Source organism: Pseudoprimorskyibacter insulae (assembly GCF_900302505.1).
Classification (GTDB): domain Bacteria; phylum Pseudomonadota; class Alphaproteobacteria; order Rhodobacterales; family Rhodobacteraceae; genus Pseudoprimorskyibacter; species Pseudoprimorskyibacter insulae.
Genome location: NZ_OMOJ01000004.1, coordinates 130,811 through 145,356 on the forward strand (window position 1 = coordinate 130,811; position 14,546 = coordinate 145,356).

12 protein-coding genes are annotated in these 14,546 nt (G+C 61.3%); 7 read left to right on the forward strand and 5 right to left on the reverse strand.

Annotated features, from left to right (window positions below; translation table 11 throughout):
• Positions 1 to 203: 203 nt before the first annotated feature.
• From PRI8871_RS11250 to PRI8871_RS11260, 3 genes are all read right to left on the reverse strand, one after another.
• Positions 204 to 5,936, reverse strand: coding sequence for a Hint domain-containing protein (locus PRI8871_RS11250; protein ID WP_181389445.1), 5,733 nt, complete (start codon positions 5,934 to 5,936; stop codon positions 204 to 206).
• 361 nt (positions 5,937 to 6,297) lie between these two features.
• Positions 6,298 to 7,425: a tRNA guanosine(34) transglycosylase Tgt gene (gene tgt / locus PRI8871_RS11255; RefSeq protein ID WP_108886321.1), complete on the reverse strand. Its 1,128-nt coding sequence runs from the start codon at positions 7,423 to 7,425 to the stop codon at positions 6,298 to 6,300.
• A 57-nt stretch (positions 7,426 to 7,482) separates the two neighbouring features.
• Positions 7,483 to 7,692, reverse strand: a complete 210-nt coding sequence (locus PRI8871_RS11260) for a hypothetical protein (protein ID WP_108886322.1) — start codon at positions 7,690 to 7,692, stop codon at positions 7,483 to 7,485.
• Positions 7,693 to 7,896: 204 nt separating this feature from the next.
• On the opposite strand from PRI8871_RS11260, the gene PRI8871_RS11265 reads away from it, so the two are divergent.
• From PRI8871_RS11265 to PRI8871_RS11290, 6 genes are all read left to right on the forward strand, one after another.
• Positions 7,897 to 8,259 (forward strand): SUF system Fe-S cluster assembly protein, encoded by a 363-nt coding sequence (locus PRI8871_RS11265; protein WP_108886323.1) that lies wholly within the window; start codon positions 7,897 to 7,899, stop codon positions 8,257 to 8,259.
• Positions 8,260 to 8,359: 100 nt separating this feature from the next.
• On the forward strand, positions 8,360 to 9,601 hold the full coding sequence (locus tag PRI8871_RS11270; RefSeq protein ID WP_108886324.1) for a glycerophosphodiester phosphodiesterase family protein: 1,242 nt from the start codon (positions 8,360 to 8,362) through the stop codon (positions 9,599 to 9,601).
• 6 nt (positions 9,602 to 9,607) lie between these two features.
• Positions 9,608 to 10,390 carry a hypothetical protein gene (locus PRI8871_RS11275; RefSeq protein ID WP_146188678.1) on the forward strand — a complete coding sequence of 261 codons (783 nt, stop codon included), beginning with the start codon at positions 9,608 to 9,610 and terminating at the stop codon, positions 10,388 to 10,390.
• 7 nt (positions 10,391 to 10,397) lie between these two features.
• On the forward strand, positions 10,398 to 11,123 hold the full coding sequence (locus tag PRI8871_RS11280) for a DUF3307 domain-containing protein (RefSeq protein ID WP_108886326.1): 726 nt from the start codon (positions 10,398 to 10,400) through the stop codon (positions 11,121 to 11,123).
• Between the two features lie 44 nt (positions 11,124 to 11,167).
• Positions 11,168 to 11,551 carry a HesB/IscA family protein gene (locus PRI8871_RS11285; protein ID WP_108886327.1) on the forward strand — a complete coding sequence of 128 codons (384 nt, stop codon included), beginning with the start codon at positions 11,168 to 11,170 and terminating at the stop codon, positions 11,549 to 11,551.
• A 1-nt stretch (position 11,552) separates the two neighbouring features.
• The gene (locus PRI8871_RS11290; protein WP_108886328.1) at positions 11,553 to 11,876 is read left to right on the forward strand and encodes a TfoX/Sxy family protein; all 324 of its coding nucleotides are present in this window, start codon (positions 11,553 to 11,555) and stop codon (positions 11,874 to 11,876) included.
• Between the two features lies 1 nt (position 11,877).
• Here the strand turns inward: PRI8871_RS11290 and PRI8871_RS11295 are convergent, their stop codons facing one another.
• Positions 11,878 to 12,489, reverse strand: a complete 612-nt coding sequence (locus tag PRI8871_RS11295; protein WP_108886329.1) for a glutathione S-transferase family protein — start codon at positions 12,487 to 12,489, stop codon at positions 11,878 to 11,880.
• A gap of 61 nt (positions 12,490 to 12,550) precedes the next feature.
• Positions 12,551 to 13,456 carry an isopenicillin N synthase family dioxygenase gene (locus tag PRI8871_RS11300; protein ID WP_108886330.1) on the reverse strand — a complete coding sequence of 302 codons (906 nt, stop codon included), beginning with the start codon at positions 13,454 to 13,456 and terminating at the stop codon, positions 12,551 to 12,553.
• Between the two features lie 116 nt (positions 13,457 to 13,572).
• Here PRI8871_RS11300 and tpiA point away from each other — a divergent pair, with 116 nt between their 5' ends.
• Positions 13,573 to 14,319 carry a triose-phosphate isomerase gene (gene tpiA / locus PRI8871_RS11305; protein WP_108886508.1) on the forward strand — a complete coding sequence of 249 codons (747 nt, stop codon included), beginning with the start codon at positions 13,573 to 13,575 and terminating at the stop codon, positions 14,317 to 14,319.
• The last annotated feature ends 227 nt before the right edge of the window (positions 14,320 to 14,546 follow it).

Genomic DNA, 14,546 nt, shown 5'->3' on the forward strand with positions numbered 1-14,546 from the left:
GTCTCGGATATGTTAGGTGGGGCGCGGCACTGGTTAAGTCAACCTCGACCTCTCGTTTCGACGCAGCATGGCCTGTCCAGACAGCAGGCGCAAGGACACTGTTTCAAACCCCGCGCCAACTTGGGCGCGCGGTGAAGATTTCCCCAACAGTAGGCTGATTTTCGCGCTTTTGGCCCGGCCCAAACGGGCCAAGGCCACAGGGTTTACCCTAGCCGCGCGGCCAATAGAACCTTGGCCTGATGGGACTTAAGTGCATAGCGCGCAGGCGGGAACGGTGCCTCGCATCCGGCCTCGGCCAGATCTGGGAAGATCGTGAACAGTTCCTCGCGCTGGTCGCCGTCCAAACCCGACAAAGACAGATCCCCCGGCTGGAAACTCTCGGTCCACGCCCCGTCCGACGACACGATTTCGTGTTTGTCGAACATGAAGTGATAGTAATGCACGCCCGCCGCCTCATCGGCCCAATCCACGCCCGGCAGGCCCACCAGATCCTTGGCCGTGACCAGAACCTCATCCTCGCCAAACCACAGATCGGTGTCTTCATCGGCAATCAGAATGCGGTGCTGCGGTGATACGGTCAGATCCCGTTCAGGCATTCCGCCGCCCAGCGCCCCGGCCGTGATCGTCACCGCCCGCAGGTTCGGGTTGACCGTCAGGTCCACCCCCGAGAATGCGCGGTTGCCAATCCACCGGATCGGCTGGAACCCGCTATCGCGCGTTAGCACGCGGTCGCCTACTTGCAATGCATCCACCGGCACTTCGCCGCGCAGCGTCTTGATCAGGCTGCCCTTGGTGAAACAGGCGGTATAGGTGATGTTCTCGATATTGGCGAAGGTCAGGATAGACCCGTCCAGCCAAGTGACCGTGCCATCTTCGCCCACACGGTTGATGACCGCAGGCCCGGTGATGTTCAGCGTATCGCCAATGGTCTCGCCGGTTTCGCCGCCATCAATCGACAGTGTGCCGCCGCCCAGATCGCCCGGCCCGACGTTGAACACATCGTCTCCGCCATCGCCGCCGACAATGTCGCCATCGCCAACGGTAAAGGTGTCATTGCCATCCCCGCCGTTCATGATGTCCGCACCGCCGCCTACGACGAACACGTCGTTGCCGGTGCCGCCGTCCATGGTGTCGGCGCCATCGCCGCCATCCAGCGTATCGTCACCCGCGTTGCCGCCCAGGCTGTCATCGCCCGTGCCGCCGGTGATCGAGTCGTCGCCGCCACCGCCGCTGACCGTATCGTCGCCGGTGCCGGTGGTGATCGTGTCATTGCCGCCGCCGGTGTTGATCGTCAGATCCTCGCCCGTGCCCGTACCAGTGATCGCATCGCCATCATCGCCATAGATGACCGCTTCGATTTCCGAGAAGGTGACCGTGTCCGTCCCATCGGTCACGGTGCCGGATTCGGCCCCGGTGTAGACCAATGTGATTGATCCCGGCAGGCTTGTCAGATCCAGCGTATCCACATCCACGCCGGTTTCGCCGCCGGTGATGGTATCATCGCCGGGGGTCGCATTGATGACAAACAGATCGCGATCCGCGCCGCCGCTCAGTACATCGTCGCCTGCACCGCTTTGCAGCAGATCATCGCCTGCACCGCCGTCCAGTGTGTCATTGCCCGCGCCGCCATCCAGCGTGTCCGCCCCGGCATTGCCGATCAGGCTATCGTTGCCAGCGTCGCCCTCCAGGCTATCGGCACCGGTTCCGCCATCCAGCGTGTCCGCGCCGTCGCCGCCGATCAGGCTGTCGTTATCCGCGCCGCCTTGCAGGTTGTCGTCGCCCGCGCCGCCGTCGAGAGTGTCGTTGCCCGCCTCGCCCAGCACGGTGTCATTGTCCGCGCCCGAGGTGACGCTGTCATTGCCAGCCCCCGCGGTGACGCTGTCTTTGTCCGACCCGTCCGAGTGGTCGACCCCGTCAATCACATCGCCTTCGGGATCGCCCAGATAGGCCGCGTCGATGATGTCATCGCCTGCGGTGCCTTCGACGATATAATCCGGCCCCGGCACTGGTTCCGCCGGAATGCCGATGCTGACCAGCGCCGCCGGGGTTCCCAGGCTGGCGGGCGCAACACCGAGCAGAGTGATCGCCTCGCCGCCTGGGAATGTCAGAACTGCATTGCCCGACCCATCGTCGGTCACGGTCACATCGCCCGTATGCACCGGCGTCGTGCCCCCGTCCGAGGTCAGCGCCGTAACGTTCAGCTGATCGTTCGTTGTGCCATCGCCGCTATCGGTCAGATCAAAGCCCGACACCGTGTCATTGCCCGACCCGTCGGCCAGAACCAGCGTATCACGCCCGCCGCCCAGCAGGATGTTTTCGAACTGCCAGAACCGCGCGGTGCTGGTGCCATCGGATACCGTTCCCAGATCCGCGCTGGGGTCCGTCATATTGATTGTCAGATCCGAGGTGACGCCGCTCAGGTCCAGCGTGTCTCCAGTGGGGCTGTTGTTGCCGCCGTATAGGTAATCGTCGCCGAAGCTGTCCTCGACATAGACGGTGTCGTCGCCGTCTTCGCCCAGCACCGTATCGCCGCCGGTTCCGCCGTAAAGGGCATCATTGCCGTCACCGGCATAGATCTCATCATCGCCGGCATCGCCATACAGCAGGTTGTCACCCGCAAAGGTGGCCGCGTTCACGTCGTCGATGATGTCATTGCCATCGCCGCCGCGCACGGTGTCCGCGCCATCGCCGAAATAGATCGTATCATTGCCCGCGCCCGCAACGACCGAGTCGTCCCCGGCCCCGGCTTCGATCGAGTCATTGTCGGACCCGTCCGAATGGTCGGCATTGTCGATCATGTCGCCTTCGGGATCGCCCGCATAGGTGGCGTCAATCGTGTCGTTGCCTGCGGTGCCTTCGACGATGAAATCAAGCCCCGGAGCAGCGGGAATGCCGATGCTTTCCAGCGCGGCAGGTGTGGCCAGCGCGGCCGGAGCCACGCCAAGCAAGGTGATGCTTTCACCCTGCGGGAAGGTCAGAACCGCGTTGCCCGATCCATCGTCGGTCACGATCACATCACCGGTGTGAACGGCCAGCACGCCATCCGAGGTCATGGCCGTGACGTTTAACTGGTCAAGGGTGGTGCCATCGCCGCTATCGGTCATGTCGAAGCCGGACACGGTGTCATTGCCCGACCCATCGCCGATCACCACTGTATCGCGGCCAGCGCCCAGAAGGATGTTCTCAATCTCGGTGAACGAAGTGGTGGTCGCGCCATCGGCCACGGTGCCCGCCTCGGGATCGCCCGATTGCAGATTGACCGTCAGCGCGCTGGTCACGCCGGTCAGGTCCAGCGTATCGCCATTGGTCTCCGAGGTCTCGCCGCCGGTGATGGTATCAAGGCCAAAGCCGTTCGCCAGAACAAAGGTATCATCGCCGCCCGCGCCCTGCATCGCGTCGCCGCCTGCACCGCCAAGAATGCGGTCATCGCCATCGCCGCCAACAAGGCTATCGTCGCCCGCACCGCCATCCAGCGTGTCATTTCCCGCGCCGCCGGTCAGGGTGTCGTTGCCGGTGCCACCCGTCACACTGTCATTGCCGGTGCCGCCGATATAGCTATCCGCGCCCCCCGCCAGATCAAAGCTTTGACCATTGCCCGTCGCGCTGCCATCGACCGTGTCATTGGCGTCGGTCATGACAAAGCGTTCGATCTCAACAAAGGTGCCGTTGGCCGTGCTGCCCGCATCGGTGAAGGTGTAGTTGCCGTCCTCATCTGCGGTGAAGACAAGGTTGATCCCGTCCGTCGCGGCGGTGGTGCTGAATTGCAGCGTGTCCAGATCGGTGCCGCTGCTGCTGCCGTCGATGGTGTCGGTGTCGTCGCCGTCCTGAATGACGAATGTATCCTGATCCGCGCCGCCGGTTAGGGAATCGTTGCCCGCGCCGCCGATGATGCTGTCATCGCCCGCGCCTGCATCAATCGTATCGTTGCCAGCGTTGCCATAGATCGTATCGCTGCCATCGCCTGCGGTGATCAGGTCATTGTCGGTATCGGCAACGGTGTTGGTGACCGTCGGCGGGTTGGTGAAATCGTATGACCCAAAGTCAAAGTTGGTGCCAACGCCGCGCGTGGTGACGGTGAAGTTCAGCACGCCCTGTTCGGACATGGCAAACTGCGCCCAGTGGCTTTCGTCGGTCGAGAGCGACGACGATGCATCCGAGGACACAGACAGCAACTCGCTTGTCGCGTTCACCGTCAGCGAGGTGCCGGGGGTGGCGCTGACCGCGACCGAGTCCACGTCATCCGCCGACACCGACACGCTTTCCGCCGTGGTGTCGATATCGCGGAAGGTCATCTCACCCGACAAGCGGATCGGCTGGCCGGTGGCCTGATCAAAGAACTCGACCCGGAATTCGACCTGCGTGCCGGTGGGCGCCTCGCCCGAGCGGTTGAGGTAGATGCCGCTGGTGTATTCAACGTCAATCGTCGGCTCATCCGCCGCGACCAGCGTCACGCGCGCCTGAACGACGGTGCCGTCGGTGGTGGTGCCGACATTGTCATATACCGCGAATGACCCAACCGAGCCCGCACCGGCATTGCCCGAGTCCGATATATTGGCGTTGTCAAAGACAAAGGCGTCAATCGTGCCGACGAAATTGCCAAGCTCATTGCCCGCGCCATAGATCAGGTCATCGCCGGCACCGGTGGTGATCGTATCATTGCCCGCGCCGCCAACGATGGTGTCCGCGCCGGAGCCTGCGTCGATGCTATCTGCGCCGGTGCCGCCGTCGATCTGGTTGTTGCCTTCGCCGCCATCCAGCGTGTCGGCCCCGCGCCCGCCGTCGATGCTATCGTCGCCTGCGCCAAGTGTGACCTGGTCATTGCCCGCGCCTGCTTCGATGCCGATGTCATTGCCCGCCGCCAGCGTCCCGCCCGACACCACATCGGCAGAATCCGTCAGCTCGAACACCTCGACTTCACTAAAGCTGGCGGTGCTTGTGCCATCGGTCAGCGTGCCCGCATCGCCCGCGCCGGTGAAATTGACCGTCAGACCGGTGACATGGCTGGAATCGGTAGAAATCTGGTCGGCATCCCCAGCTGAAGTGCCGCCCGTTATCACGTCCGAGCCAAAGCCCGTTTCCAGCACGAACAGATCCGTGCCGCCTGCGCCGCTCAGCGTATCCGCGCCGGTGCCGCCCAGCAGCGTGTCATCTCCGCCGCCGGTCTGAATGGAATCGTCGCCCGCATTCGCATCGACATAGATCGCCGCCGTGGTCGCGGCCGACCCATCTACCGTGTCATTGCTGTTGGACAGCGACAGACCTTCGATCTGCGAAAAGGTGCCCGTGTCGCCATCGCTATCAACAAAGGTGCCTGCCTCGTTGCCAGTGAAGGTGACATTATAGGCGTCATTGGCCGCATCGCGCAGAAGGTCGAAGTCATTGCCACCTTCGCCGCCAACGATGGTATCGCCCGCCGCGCCGCCAGTGATCCCGGTAAAGAACACATCGCGGTCGTCGCCACCATCCAGCAGATACCCTTCGGAGGTGTTGGTGCCGGCCAGAGTGTCATTGCCCGCCTCGCCGTAAATCGTCGATGCGCCCGATCCGCCGTTCAGCGCGTCATTGCCATCGCCGCCATAGATGACGTTGTTGCCCGACCCGCCATTGACCGTATCGTTGCCAGCCTCGGCATGGATCGTGGTGTTGCCGGTGCCGCTTTGAAGATCGTCATCACCTTGGCTGCCATAGTATTCTTCGAAGAACGACAGTTCCGCAGGCGCGCCCATCTGTGCATCAGACGCGCCGCCAAAGGTGGAATCGCCAACCGTGTAGGAGGTGGTTCCATCCGAGATGACGATATTGTCGGAATTCCACGTGACGGAATAGGACGCATCCAAACCCGAGAAATCAATGACATCGCCCGGACCTGCGGAATTGATGCCTTGCCAAAAGGCAGCCGTGTTCCAGTTCGATGTCGTTACCGTAAAGGTGGCCATTCTCGGATCTCTCCACTCGATGTGCAAATAGCCAACGGTCTGCGGTTGCCGCGCTATAGGCACAGCAGGGCAGACACGTCCGGCCATCGGCGACGTACTAATATCCAAAGAGCGCACGCACTCTCGTTCGATCCGGTTTTGCTTAGGAAATGGGCGATTTAACGACCGCGCCTAGGGAATAGTAAGGCGCATTTCAGACACGGTGGCCCGCGTTTTGCCCGATTGTTGCGCCCGCCTTGCGCAAAGGGCTATCGGAAACGGTAGCGCCACCATCAAAGCAGCAGCGCCCGCGCCTTCGGCAAACGGCCCCGGCGAAAGTGCAAAGGCCGTGTGATCGGATAGTTTGGGCGGCGGGCCGGGTTTAGACCGGCGCGATATCGCCTTCGGCCCGCAGCGCGTGGAAATCCGCCTCCCACTCCGCAAAAGTGCCAGCGGCAATTGCGTCGCGCATGCCCTGCATAATCTCTTGGAAGTAATGCAGATTATGCCACGTCAACAACATCCCCGAGATCATCTCTTGCGACCGGTAGACATGGTGCAGATAGGCGCGGCTGTAATTGGTGCAGGCCGGGCATGTGCACTGTTCATCCAGCGGGCGCGGGTCGTCCTGATGGCGGGCGTTCTTGATATTGACCTGCCCGCGACGCGTCCACGCCTGACCGGTTCGGCCCGACCGGGACGGCAGTACGCAGTCCATCATATCAATGCCGCGCTTGACTGCGCCGACGATGTCGTCGGGCTTGCCCACGCCCATCAGGTAACGCGGCTTGTCCTGCGGCAACTGATCGGGTGCGAAATCCAGAACGCTGAACATCGCATCCTGCCCCTCGCCCACGGCCAGACCGCCGATGGCATAGCCGTCAAAGCCGATCTCTCGCAGGGCCTTGGCGCTTTCTTCGCGGAAATCCTGTTCCAGCCCACCCTGCTGGATGCCAAACAGCATATGGCCCGGACGGTCGCCGAACGCATCGCGCGACCGCTGCGCCCAACGCATCGACAGGCGCATCGATTCCGCGATCCGGTCGCGATCGGCAGGCAGCGCCGGGCATTCGTCGAAACACATCACAATGTCCGACCCAAGCAGGCGCTGGATCTCCATCGACCGTTCTGGCGTCAACTCGTGTTTCGACCCGTCGATATGGCTTTTGAAGGTCACGCCCTTTTCGGTCAGCTTGCGCAGACCGGCCAGACTCATGACCTGAAACCCGCCCGAGTCGGTCAGAATGGGCCGATCCCAATTCATGAACTTGTGCAGCCCGCCAAGGCGGTCCACCCGTTCCGCCGTGGGGCGCAGCATCAGGTGATAGGTGTTGCCCAGCAGAATATCGGCCCCCGTCGCGCGGACGCTTTCGGGCATCATCGCCTTAACCGTTGCGGCCGTGCCGACCGGCATAAAGGCAGGGGTGCGGATATCGCCGCGCGGGGTGTTTATCACGCCGGTGCGGGCTTTGCCGTCAGTGGCGTGCAGGGTGAACGATGTCTGGGTCATTCCGCCGATTTGCCCCATTCGCAGCACACCGGCAAGATAAAACCACGCGTCGCCGCGTCAGCAGCCGCGTTGTGCGGGCAGGTTCATCACCTCAACCCCATGCGGCAAGGTCACCAGCATTCGCCCTCGGGTCGTGTCGCGATAACCAAAGCCCTTATGCGCCAGACGGCGGCTGAGGTCGAAATCATCGGTGGCGCAACGCAGATCGGATTCGATCAGCCGCTGAACCTGAAGCTGGGTAATCGGATTGATCCGAATATGCGTCATGGCTGGGCCTATCTTTTGGAATCTAACAACTTGGTAAATCTAGGCAGAGGATTCGGCCAAAAATGCGACGCAATCAGGACGTGCACGGGGTTTCCGCAATCGAGCCTGAAACACCCATTGATCGAAAGACGCGTCACAGCTGCACTTTACCCTGCCCGCTCCATTCCCTATATAATCGCTCAAGATAAAGGATGGACACGCCACATGACTGACGCCGCAGACCCCGTTGAAGGGGCACCGCTGATCGCCCCCTCGTCGACAGATCACCCGCTCTATGACCAGGTGGTCGAGGCGTGCCGCACCGTGTACGACCCGGAAATTCCGGTGAACATCTATGATCTGGGCCTTGTCTACACTGTCGACATCACCGAAGAAAACGTGGTGCGCGTGCTGATGACACTGACCGCACCGGGTTGCCCCGTGGCAGGCGAAATGCCCGGCTGGGTCGCCGAAGCGATTGAGCCGCTGCCCGGCGTCAAACATGTCGAGGTCGACCTGACATGGGAGCCACCGTGGGGCATGGATATGATGTCCGATGAGGCGCGGCTTGAACTGGGGTTCATGTAACCCAAGTTTCATGCTCGGGTTACCAAACCTTCGTCGTTCGCTCATCTGACCGTTACAAGATCCGCGCATTGAGGGGGCCTCTCAACAGGAGGTTCCTTCCATGAAATCGCTTTATCTGACTGCGGCTGTTGTTTTCGCCGCTGCCCCCGCCTTCGCCGAAAGCCACGGTAGGTCTTATGATGCCGCCGTGACCTATGGCGTGCGCCCCGCCTATGTTGTGTCGCAAATGGCCGACGGTGCCCTGAAGGACAAACTGATGTCCTGCATGGCGCAAACCCCGAAGACCAGCAAGTTTTCCATCGGCCACCGTGGCGCGGCCATGATGTTCCCCGAACACACCGCTGAATCCTATCGCGCCGCTGCCGCGCAGGGCGCCGGCATCATCGAATGTGACGTGACCTTCACCGCCGATAAGCAGCTGGTGTGCCGTCACGCCCAGAACGATCTGCACACCACCACCAACATCGTTGCCACCGATCTGGCCTCGAAATGCACCACGCCGTTTGCCGCGGCATCGGGCGACGCCAAAGCTTCCGCTGAATGCCGCACCTCGGATCTGACGCTGGACGAATTCAAGTCGCTCAAGCCGAAGATGGACGCCGCCAACAGCGCCGCCACCACCGCAGCAGACTACCTTGGCGGCACTGCCAACTGGCGCACCGATCTTTACGCTGGCAACGCCCATATCATGACCCACGCGGAATCGATCGCCCTGATCGACAGCCTCGGCGCCGATTTCACGCCCGAGCTGAAGGCCGCTTCGGTGGACATGCCCTATGACGGCATGACCCAAGCCGATTACGCACAAGCGATGATCGACGAATACAAAGCCGCTGGCATCGACCCCAGCCGCGTCTGGGCGCAGTCGTTCAATCTGGATGACATCAAGTACTGGATCGCGAATGAGCCCGAGTTCGGCAAGCAAGCCGTCTATCTGGACGACCGCTATGAAGCCTCGGACGACGATGAAGGCCTGATCGACCACATGGACGCCGCCACGTTCAAGCCGACTATGGCCGAGCTGAAAGAGATGGGCGTGAACTACATCGCGCCGCCGATGTGGATGCTGGTCACTCTGGATGAAACCGGCAAGATCGTCCCGTCGGTCTACACCAAGGAAGCCGAAGCCGCTGGCCTGAAGATCATCACCTGGACGCTGGAACGGTCCGGCCCGCTGGCCACCGGCGGCGGCTGGTACTTCCAGTCGATCAAAGACGCCACCAACAACGATGGTGTGTACTATGAGCTGCTGGACGTTCTGGCCCAAGACGTGAAGATCGAAGGCATCTTCTCGGACTGGCCCGCAACGGTGACCTACTACGCCAATTGCATGGGTCTTTGATCTGGTTTGATCCAATTGAAAGGGCGGCCACTGGGTCGCCCTTTTGCTTTGCACTGCCAAAATGCAAGCCTTTACTCTTGCATTAAATCAAAGCAAGCAAATAATCTTGCACTATTTCAAAGCAAGACATATTACTTGCACATGAGCTTTCCGACCACACATGCCGTCTTAACCGGCGATTTCATCGACTCGCGCCGCGCGGACCTTGTTTCATTGGACACCGCGATGGAGGCGCTAAGCAGTGCGATGCCGGTGTTGGCCGAGGACTCTGGCTTGGACCTCCCCCTACCCTTCCACCGCTTTCGCGGTGATGGTTGGCAAGTGTTCCACCCCGATCCACAGGCCAGCCTACGCACCGCCCTGCGCCTGATCGCACGGCTTGCTGCTTCCGGTACGGGGCTGAAAACCCGCATCGCCATCGGAATTGGACAGGCGACCCTGTCCGCCGATCACAACCTTGCCACCAGTCATGGCCCGGCATTTGTGCAGGCAGGCCTATTGTTGGATGATATGGACCGGACTGACCGCTTAATACTGGCATATGATGCGGGGCAAATGCACTGCGCGATGACTGGGCTGGTCGATGTGATGTCGCGCAGTTGGACAAAGGCTCAAGGCGAGGCGCTGTTTCTGGCACTGGCTAGCGGCGATGAACCAACCCAAGAAGAGATCGCGAAACACCTTGGCGTCACCCGTCAAGCCATCCAACAAAGATTGGCGGCGACAGGCCATAACCAGCTAAAAGAGGCCTTGTATGCATTTGAGGCCACCCTTCGAGATCCGAGTTGATTGAGCCATGATTGAAACCTTCGCCGCGCTTTTGGTGGCCCATGTGATCGGTGACTTCGTTCTGCAAACCGACTGGATTGCCGCGAACAAGCGCAGGCCGCAGGTTCTGGTGCTGCATGTCGCGCTGCATCTGGCGCTGTTGCTGGCGCTGTTTGGCCAAGTTCACAGCCCGTATCTCTATGCGCTGGCGGCGGCCCATCTGGCGATTGACGCGATCAAGCTGGCCCTGCCGGATCGGCTCTGGGCGTTTCTGGCCGATCAGGCAGCCCATGTTGCCACGCTGGCCGCGCTGGCCATCCTGCAACCGGACCTCTGGGGCACTGCCCCCATCACCGCGCACCTGCCGCAGATCGCGCACAAGGCGTTGACCACGGCTGTCACGCTGGCCGGGCTGGTCGTGGCCATCCGCGCGGGCGGCTTTGCAATTTCCCGGCTTTTGGCCCCCTACAGCGGCCATTGGACCCGCAACCGTGTCCTGTCGGGCGGGCTGAGGGAGGCTGGCGCCCTGATCGGTCAATTGGAGCGCGGCTTGGTCTTCGTCTTGATCCTAGTCGGGCACCCCACCGGCGTTGCCTTCCTGATCGCGGCAAAGTCAGTTTTGCGCTTTGGTGAAAGCCGAAATGACAGGCGCATGGCCGAATATGTGCTGATCGGCACGCTCGCATCGGTCGGCTGGGCCATGCTTTCGGCCTATGGCACGGTTTGGTTGCTGAAACAGCTGACCTCGGCTTGAGATCGCCGCCCAAAGGGCCTACCTAATAGGAAAGGAGAAAACTCATGTTTGGCATTCCCGGCAAGCAGGCGGTGACCCTAACCCCCGCCGCAGTGAAACAGATCGTCAAGCTGATGCAGCGTGACGGCCGCGCCGGGCTGCGCATTGGCCTGAAGAAAGGCGGCTGCGCAGGCATGGAATACACCATGGAATATGTCGATCAGGCCGATCCGAACGACGAAGTGGTCGAACAAGATGGCGCGCGGGTGATGATTGCCCCGATGGCGCAGATGTTCCTGTTCGGCACCCATATCAACTATGAAACCAGCCTGCTGGAATCGGGGTTCAAGTTCATCAACCCCAATGTCACCGACGCCTGCGGCTGCGGCGAGTCGATCAAGTTCAAAGACATCGAAGAGCTTCAGGCCGAACGCGCCGCGCAGGGCTAAGATGGGCATCAGCACCGACGAAATCGAATTTGCCAAGGATCTGTTTTCAGGACTGGGCGAATTGACCACGCGCCGGATGATGGGCGGGTTGTGCCTGTATCATGAGGGTACAATCTTTGCGATCATTCACCACGAACTGGGCCTGATGATCAAAGGCGCAGGCGCCTTCATCGACCAGCTTGAGGCACAAGGCTGCACGCGCTGGGTTCACACCCGCAAGGATGGCGGGACGGCGGCAATGCCCTATTGGACCCTGCCGCCTGAATGCGAAGATGACCCCGATGAAGCCGTGGCGCTGGCCCGAGAGGCGCTGCGCCACCTGTAAATCAGGCCGGGGGCAAGGCCTTGTTGTCAAAGGCCACTGCCTTGGCAAGGCTGGGATCGGCACGGCACCGATCGACCCAAGCGCGGATAGGTCCGGTGTCCGGCAACAGTGCGGGCAACCAATTGAACGGCGACACCACCAGCATATCCACCGCCGAGATCGTATCACCCATCAAGAAATCCTGCCCCTCAAGCGCCTTGTCCAGAACGGCCTGCGCTTCGGCCCAACCGCGATAGGACGAGGTAAAGACCGGGTTCTCAAGCTCAGTCACTTTCATCATGATGACCGGCTCAAACACATAGCCATACCACGCCATCCAGCCCAGATAGGCCCCATGGTCCGGCGTGCCCACTGCGGGTGCCAATCCGGCATCGGGAAACAGGTTGGTCAAATGGGTCATGATCGCCCCGCTTTCGCGGATCATCACACCGTCATGCACCAGAACCGGCACCTTCTTTTCAGGATGCGGATTGCCCGCATCGGCCCCGCCCGACCCATCGCGGCGCGGGATATCTGTCACGCGGATCTCAACATCGTTTTCCGCGCCAAGCGCGTAGATCAATTGCAGCACACGGGTCGACCGGCTGCGGGGGGCATGGAAAAGGGTCAGCATGCTGGGCACTCCTGAAGCATTCGCTTGGGATCAGTTTAGGCCAATATGCAGGCGGCTGTCGTCAGGGATCTTTCTTCAGGTGCAAATACGTCTCAGCAAAGCGCTTGGACAAATGATCGCCCGCGACGATGCTTTGGCCCGCACCCATTGGGGCGACATTGGCATCGAAGTTGGGATTAAAGAACAGCGGCACCGATATCCGCTCCTCAGCGCTGCCTTTGACGCGATGAAGGGTCGCGATGACGCGCTTTTCCGTCCACATTTCAAGCATTTCACCGAAGTTGATCACAAACTCTCCGGGCTGGGCATTCACCGGCATCCACGCGTCATCGCGACCCAGCACCTCTAGGCCCGGCACGCCATCGGTGGCCAGCAGCGTCAGGCAGCCGTAATCGGTGTGCGCGGCAATGCCAAAGTCCTTTTCCCCTGCCCAATCAGGGCGTTGCGGGTAATAGTTGCCCCGCAACAGCGCCATGGGCGTGTCGAACTTGTCATCGAAGTAATGCGCATCTTCGCCAATCGCCTGCGCAATCCCCCGCAGCAGCCCCATCGCAACGCCCATCGCATCGCGGTAATAATCCTCCAGCACCTCGCGGAAGCCCGCAAGCGCGGGCCATTGGTTCGGCGCATAGACCGGCAGATCGGCCAGTCGGTGCCCGGCGGGCAGGGTAAAGCCGCAATCGAACACCTGTTTGTAATCGGGGTTCGCATCGGGATCGACCTGTTCGGACATCGGCCCGCCCCAGCCCCGGTTGGCACCGGTCCGGGCCATATCCACACCGCGCTTGTCCGACTCTGGCAGATCAAAGAAAGCGCGATAGGCCGCCAGCACAAACCGCACCCGCGCCGCCGTCAGCGGTGTGTTGTACACCGTCAGAAAACCGATGTTTTCACATGCATCGCGCAGGATGTCCAAGGTCGCGGCATCGCCGGCTGCGATGGCGGCTGCATCAAGTCTGGGGATCATACGGGCCTCCGATGTCACACTCGCCCGTCTTATCATTCCGCCTTTGGCGTGCAAGGCTTGACCTTGGACCGGCCAACGCGATGATGGCGACCAAATATACATTTGAGGAGCAAAGCATGCGCAAGAAACTGGCGGCAGGCAATTGGAAGATGAACGGCTCATTGGCCGCACTGGATGAGATCAAGGCACTGGCATCCGTCACCGACGGCTCGGTCGAGGTGCTGATCTGCCCGCCTGCCCCGCTGGTTCACGCCGCCTGCGCCGCCGCGCCCGAAACCGTGGCAATCGGCGGTCAGGACTGCCACGCCAAGGACAGCGGCGCGCATACGGGCGATACGGCGGCGGCCATGCTGGCCGATGTGGGCGCGTCCCACGTCATTCTGGGCCATTCCGAACGCCGCGAAGATCACGACGAACATGACGAAGACGTCCGCGCCAAATGCAACGCGGCATGGGATGCAGGCCTGACGGCAATTGTCTGCGTTGGCGAAAGCCTCAGCCAGCGCGAGGCGCAGAACACGCTTGATATCATCGGCGGTCAGTTGGCGGGGTCGGTTCCTGATGGGGCCACCGGACATAACCTTGTCATCGCCTATGAGCCGATCTGGGCCATTGGCACCGGCAAAGTGCCGACCACCGACCAAATCGGCGAAGTGCATGATTTCATTCGCGCCCGTCTGGAACGGCGCTTTGGCGCGGGCGTTGGCCGGTCAACCCGTATTCTGTACGGCGGATCGGTCAAACCCAGCAACGCAAACGAGATTTTCGCCGTCTCCAATGTCGATGGTGCCTTGGTTGGCGGGGCCAGCCTCAAGGCCAGCGATTTCGGCGCGATCATCAGCGCATTGCAGGCAGCATCCTAAAAAATCACGCGATTTTCGCGAAATTGAACCAAGCGCGGGCCGGTCTTGGCCCGCGTTTTGCATTTTGGGGTTGGTCCCACGTCAGCCAATCCCGTTTTGGTAAAGTTCTTGCATGTCCCGCCGTTAACACATGCGACAGGCTGGCTTGCCCCTTGGTTTCACCACGACTGAAACCGCGCGTCCCAAGGTTCGGACCCGCGAAGGCGACAGGTCGGCATCGACAAGGC

What these genes read in the sequence shown, in the direction of transcription:
- PRI8871_RS11285 (WP_108886327.1), top strand. Translation starts at nt 11,168, where the DNA reads ATGTTTGGCATTCCCGGCAAGCAGGCGGTGACCCTAACCCCCGCCGCA.
- PRI8871_RS11295 (WP_108886329.1), bottom strand. Translation starts at nt 12,489, where the DNA reads ATGCTGACCCTTTTCCATGCCCCCCGCAGCCGGTCGACCCGTGTGCTG.
- PRI8871_RS11280 (WP_108886326.1), top strand. Translation starts at nt 10,398, where the DNA reads ATGATTGAAACCTTCGCCGCGCTTTTGGTGGCCCATGTGATCGGTGAC.
- PRI8871_RS11260 (WP_108886322.1), bottom strand. Translation starts at nt 7,692, where the DNA reads ATGACGCATATTCGGATCAATCCGATTACCCAGCTTCAGGTTCAGCGG.
- PRI8871_RS11270 (WP_108886324.1), top strand. Translation starts at nt 8,360, where the DNA reads ATGAAATCGCTTTATCTGACTGCGGCTGTTGTTTTCGCCGCTGCCCCC.
- PRI8871_RS11300 (WP_108886330.1), bottom strand. Translation starts at nt 13,456, where the DNA reads ATGATCCCCAGACTTGATGCAGCCGCCATCGCAGCCGGCGATGCCGCG.
- tpiA (WP_108886508.1), top strand. Translation starts at nt 13,573, where the DNA reads ATGCGCAAGAAACTGGCGGCAGGCAATTGGAAGATGAACGGCTCATTG.
- PRI8871_RS11290 (WP_108886328.1), top strand. Translation starts at nt 11,553, where the DNA reads ATGGGCATCAGCACCGACGAAATCGAATTTGCCAAGGATCTGTTTTCA.
- tgt (WP_108886321.1), bottom strand. Translation starts at nt 7,425, where the DNA reads ATGACCCAGACATCGTTCACCCTGCACGCCACTGACGGCAAAGCCCGC.
- PRI8871_RS11250 (WP_181389445.1), bottom strand. Translation starts at nt 5,936, where the DNA reads ATGGCCACCTTTACGGTAACGACATCGAACTGGAACACGGCTGCCTTT.
- PRI8871_RS11265 (WP_108886323.1), top strand. Translation starts at nt 7,897, where the DNA reads ATGACTGACGCCGCAGACCCCGTTGAAGGGGCACCGCTGATCGCCCCC.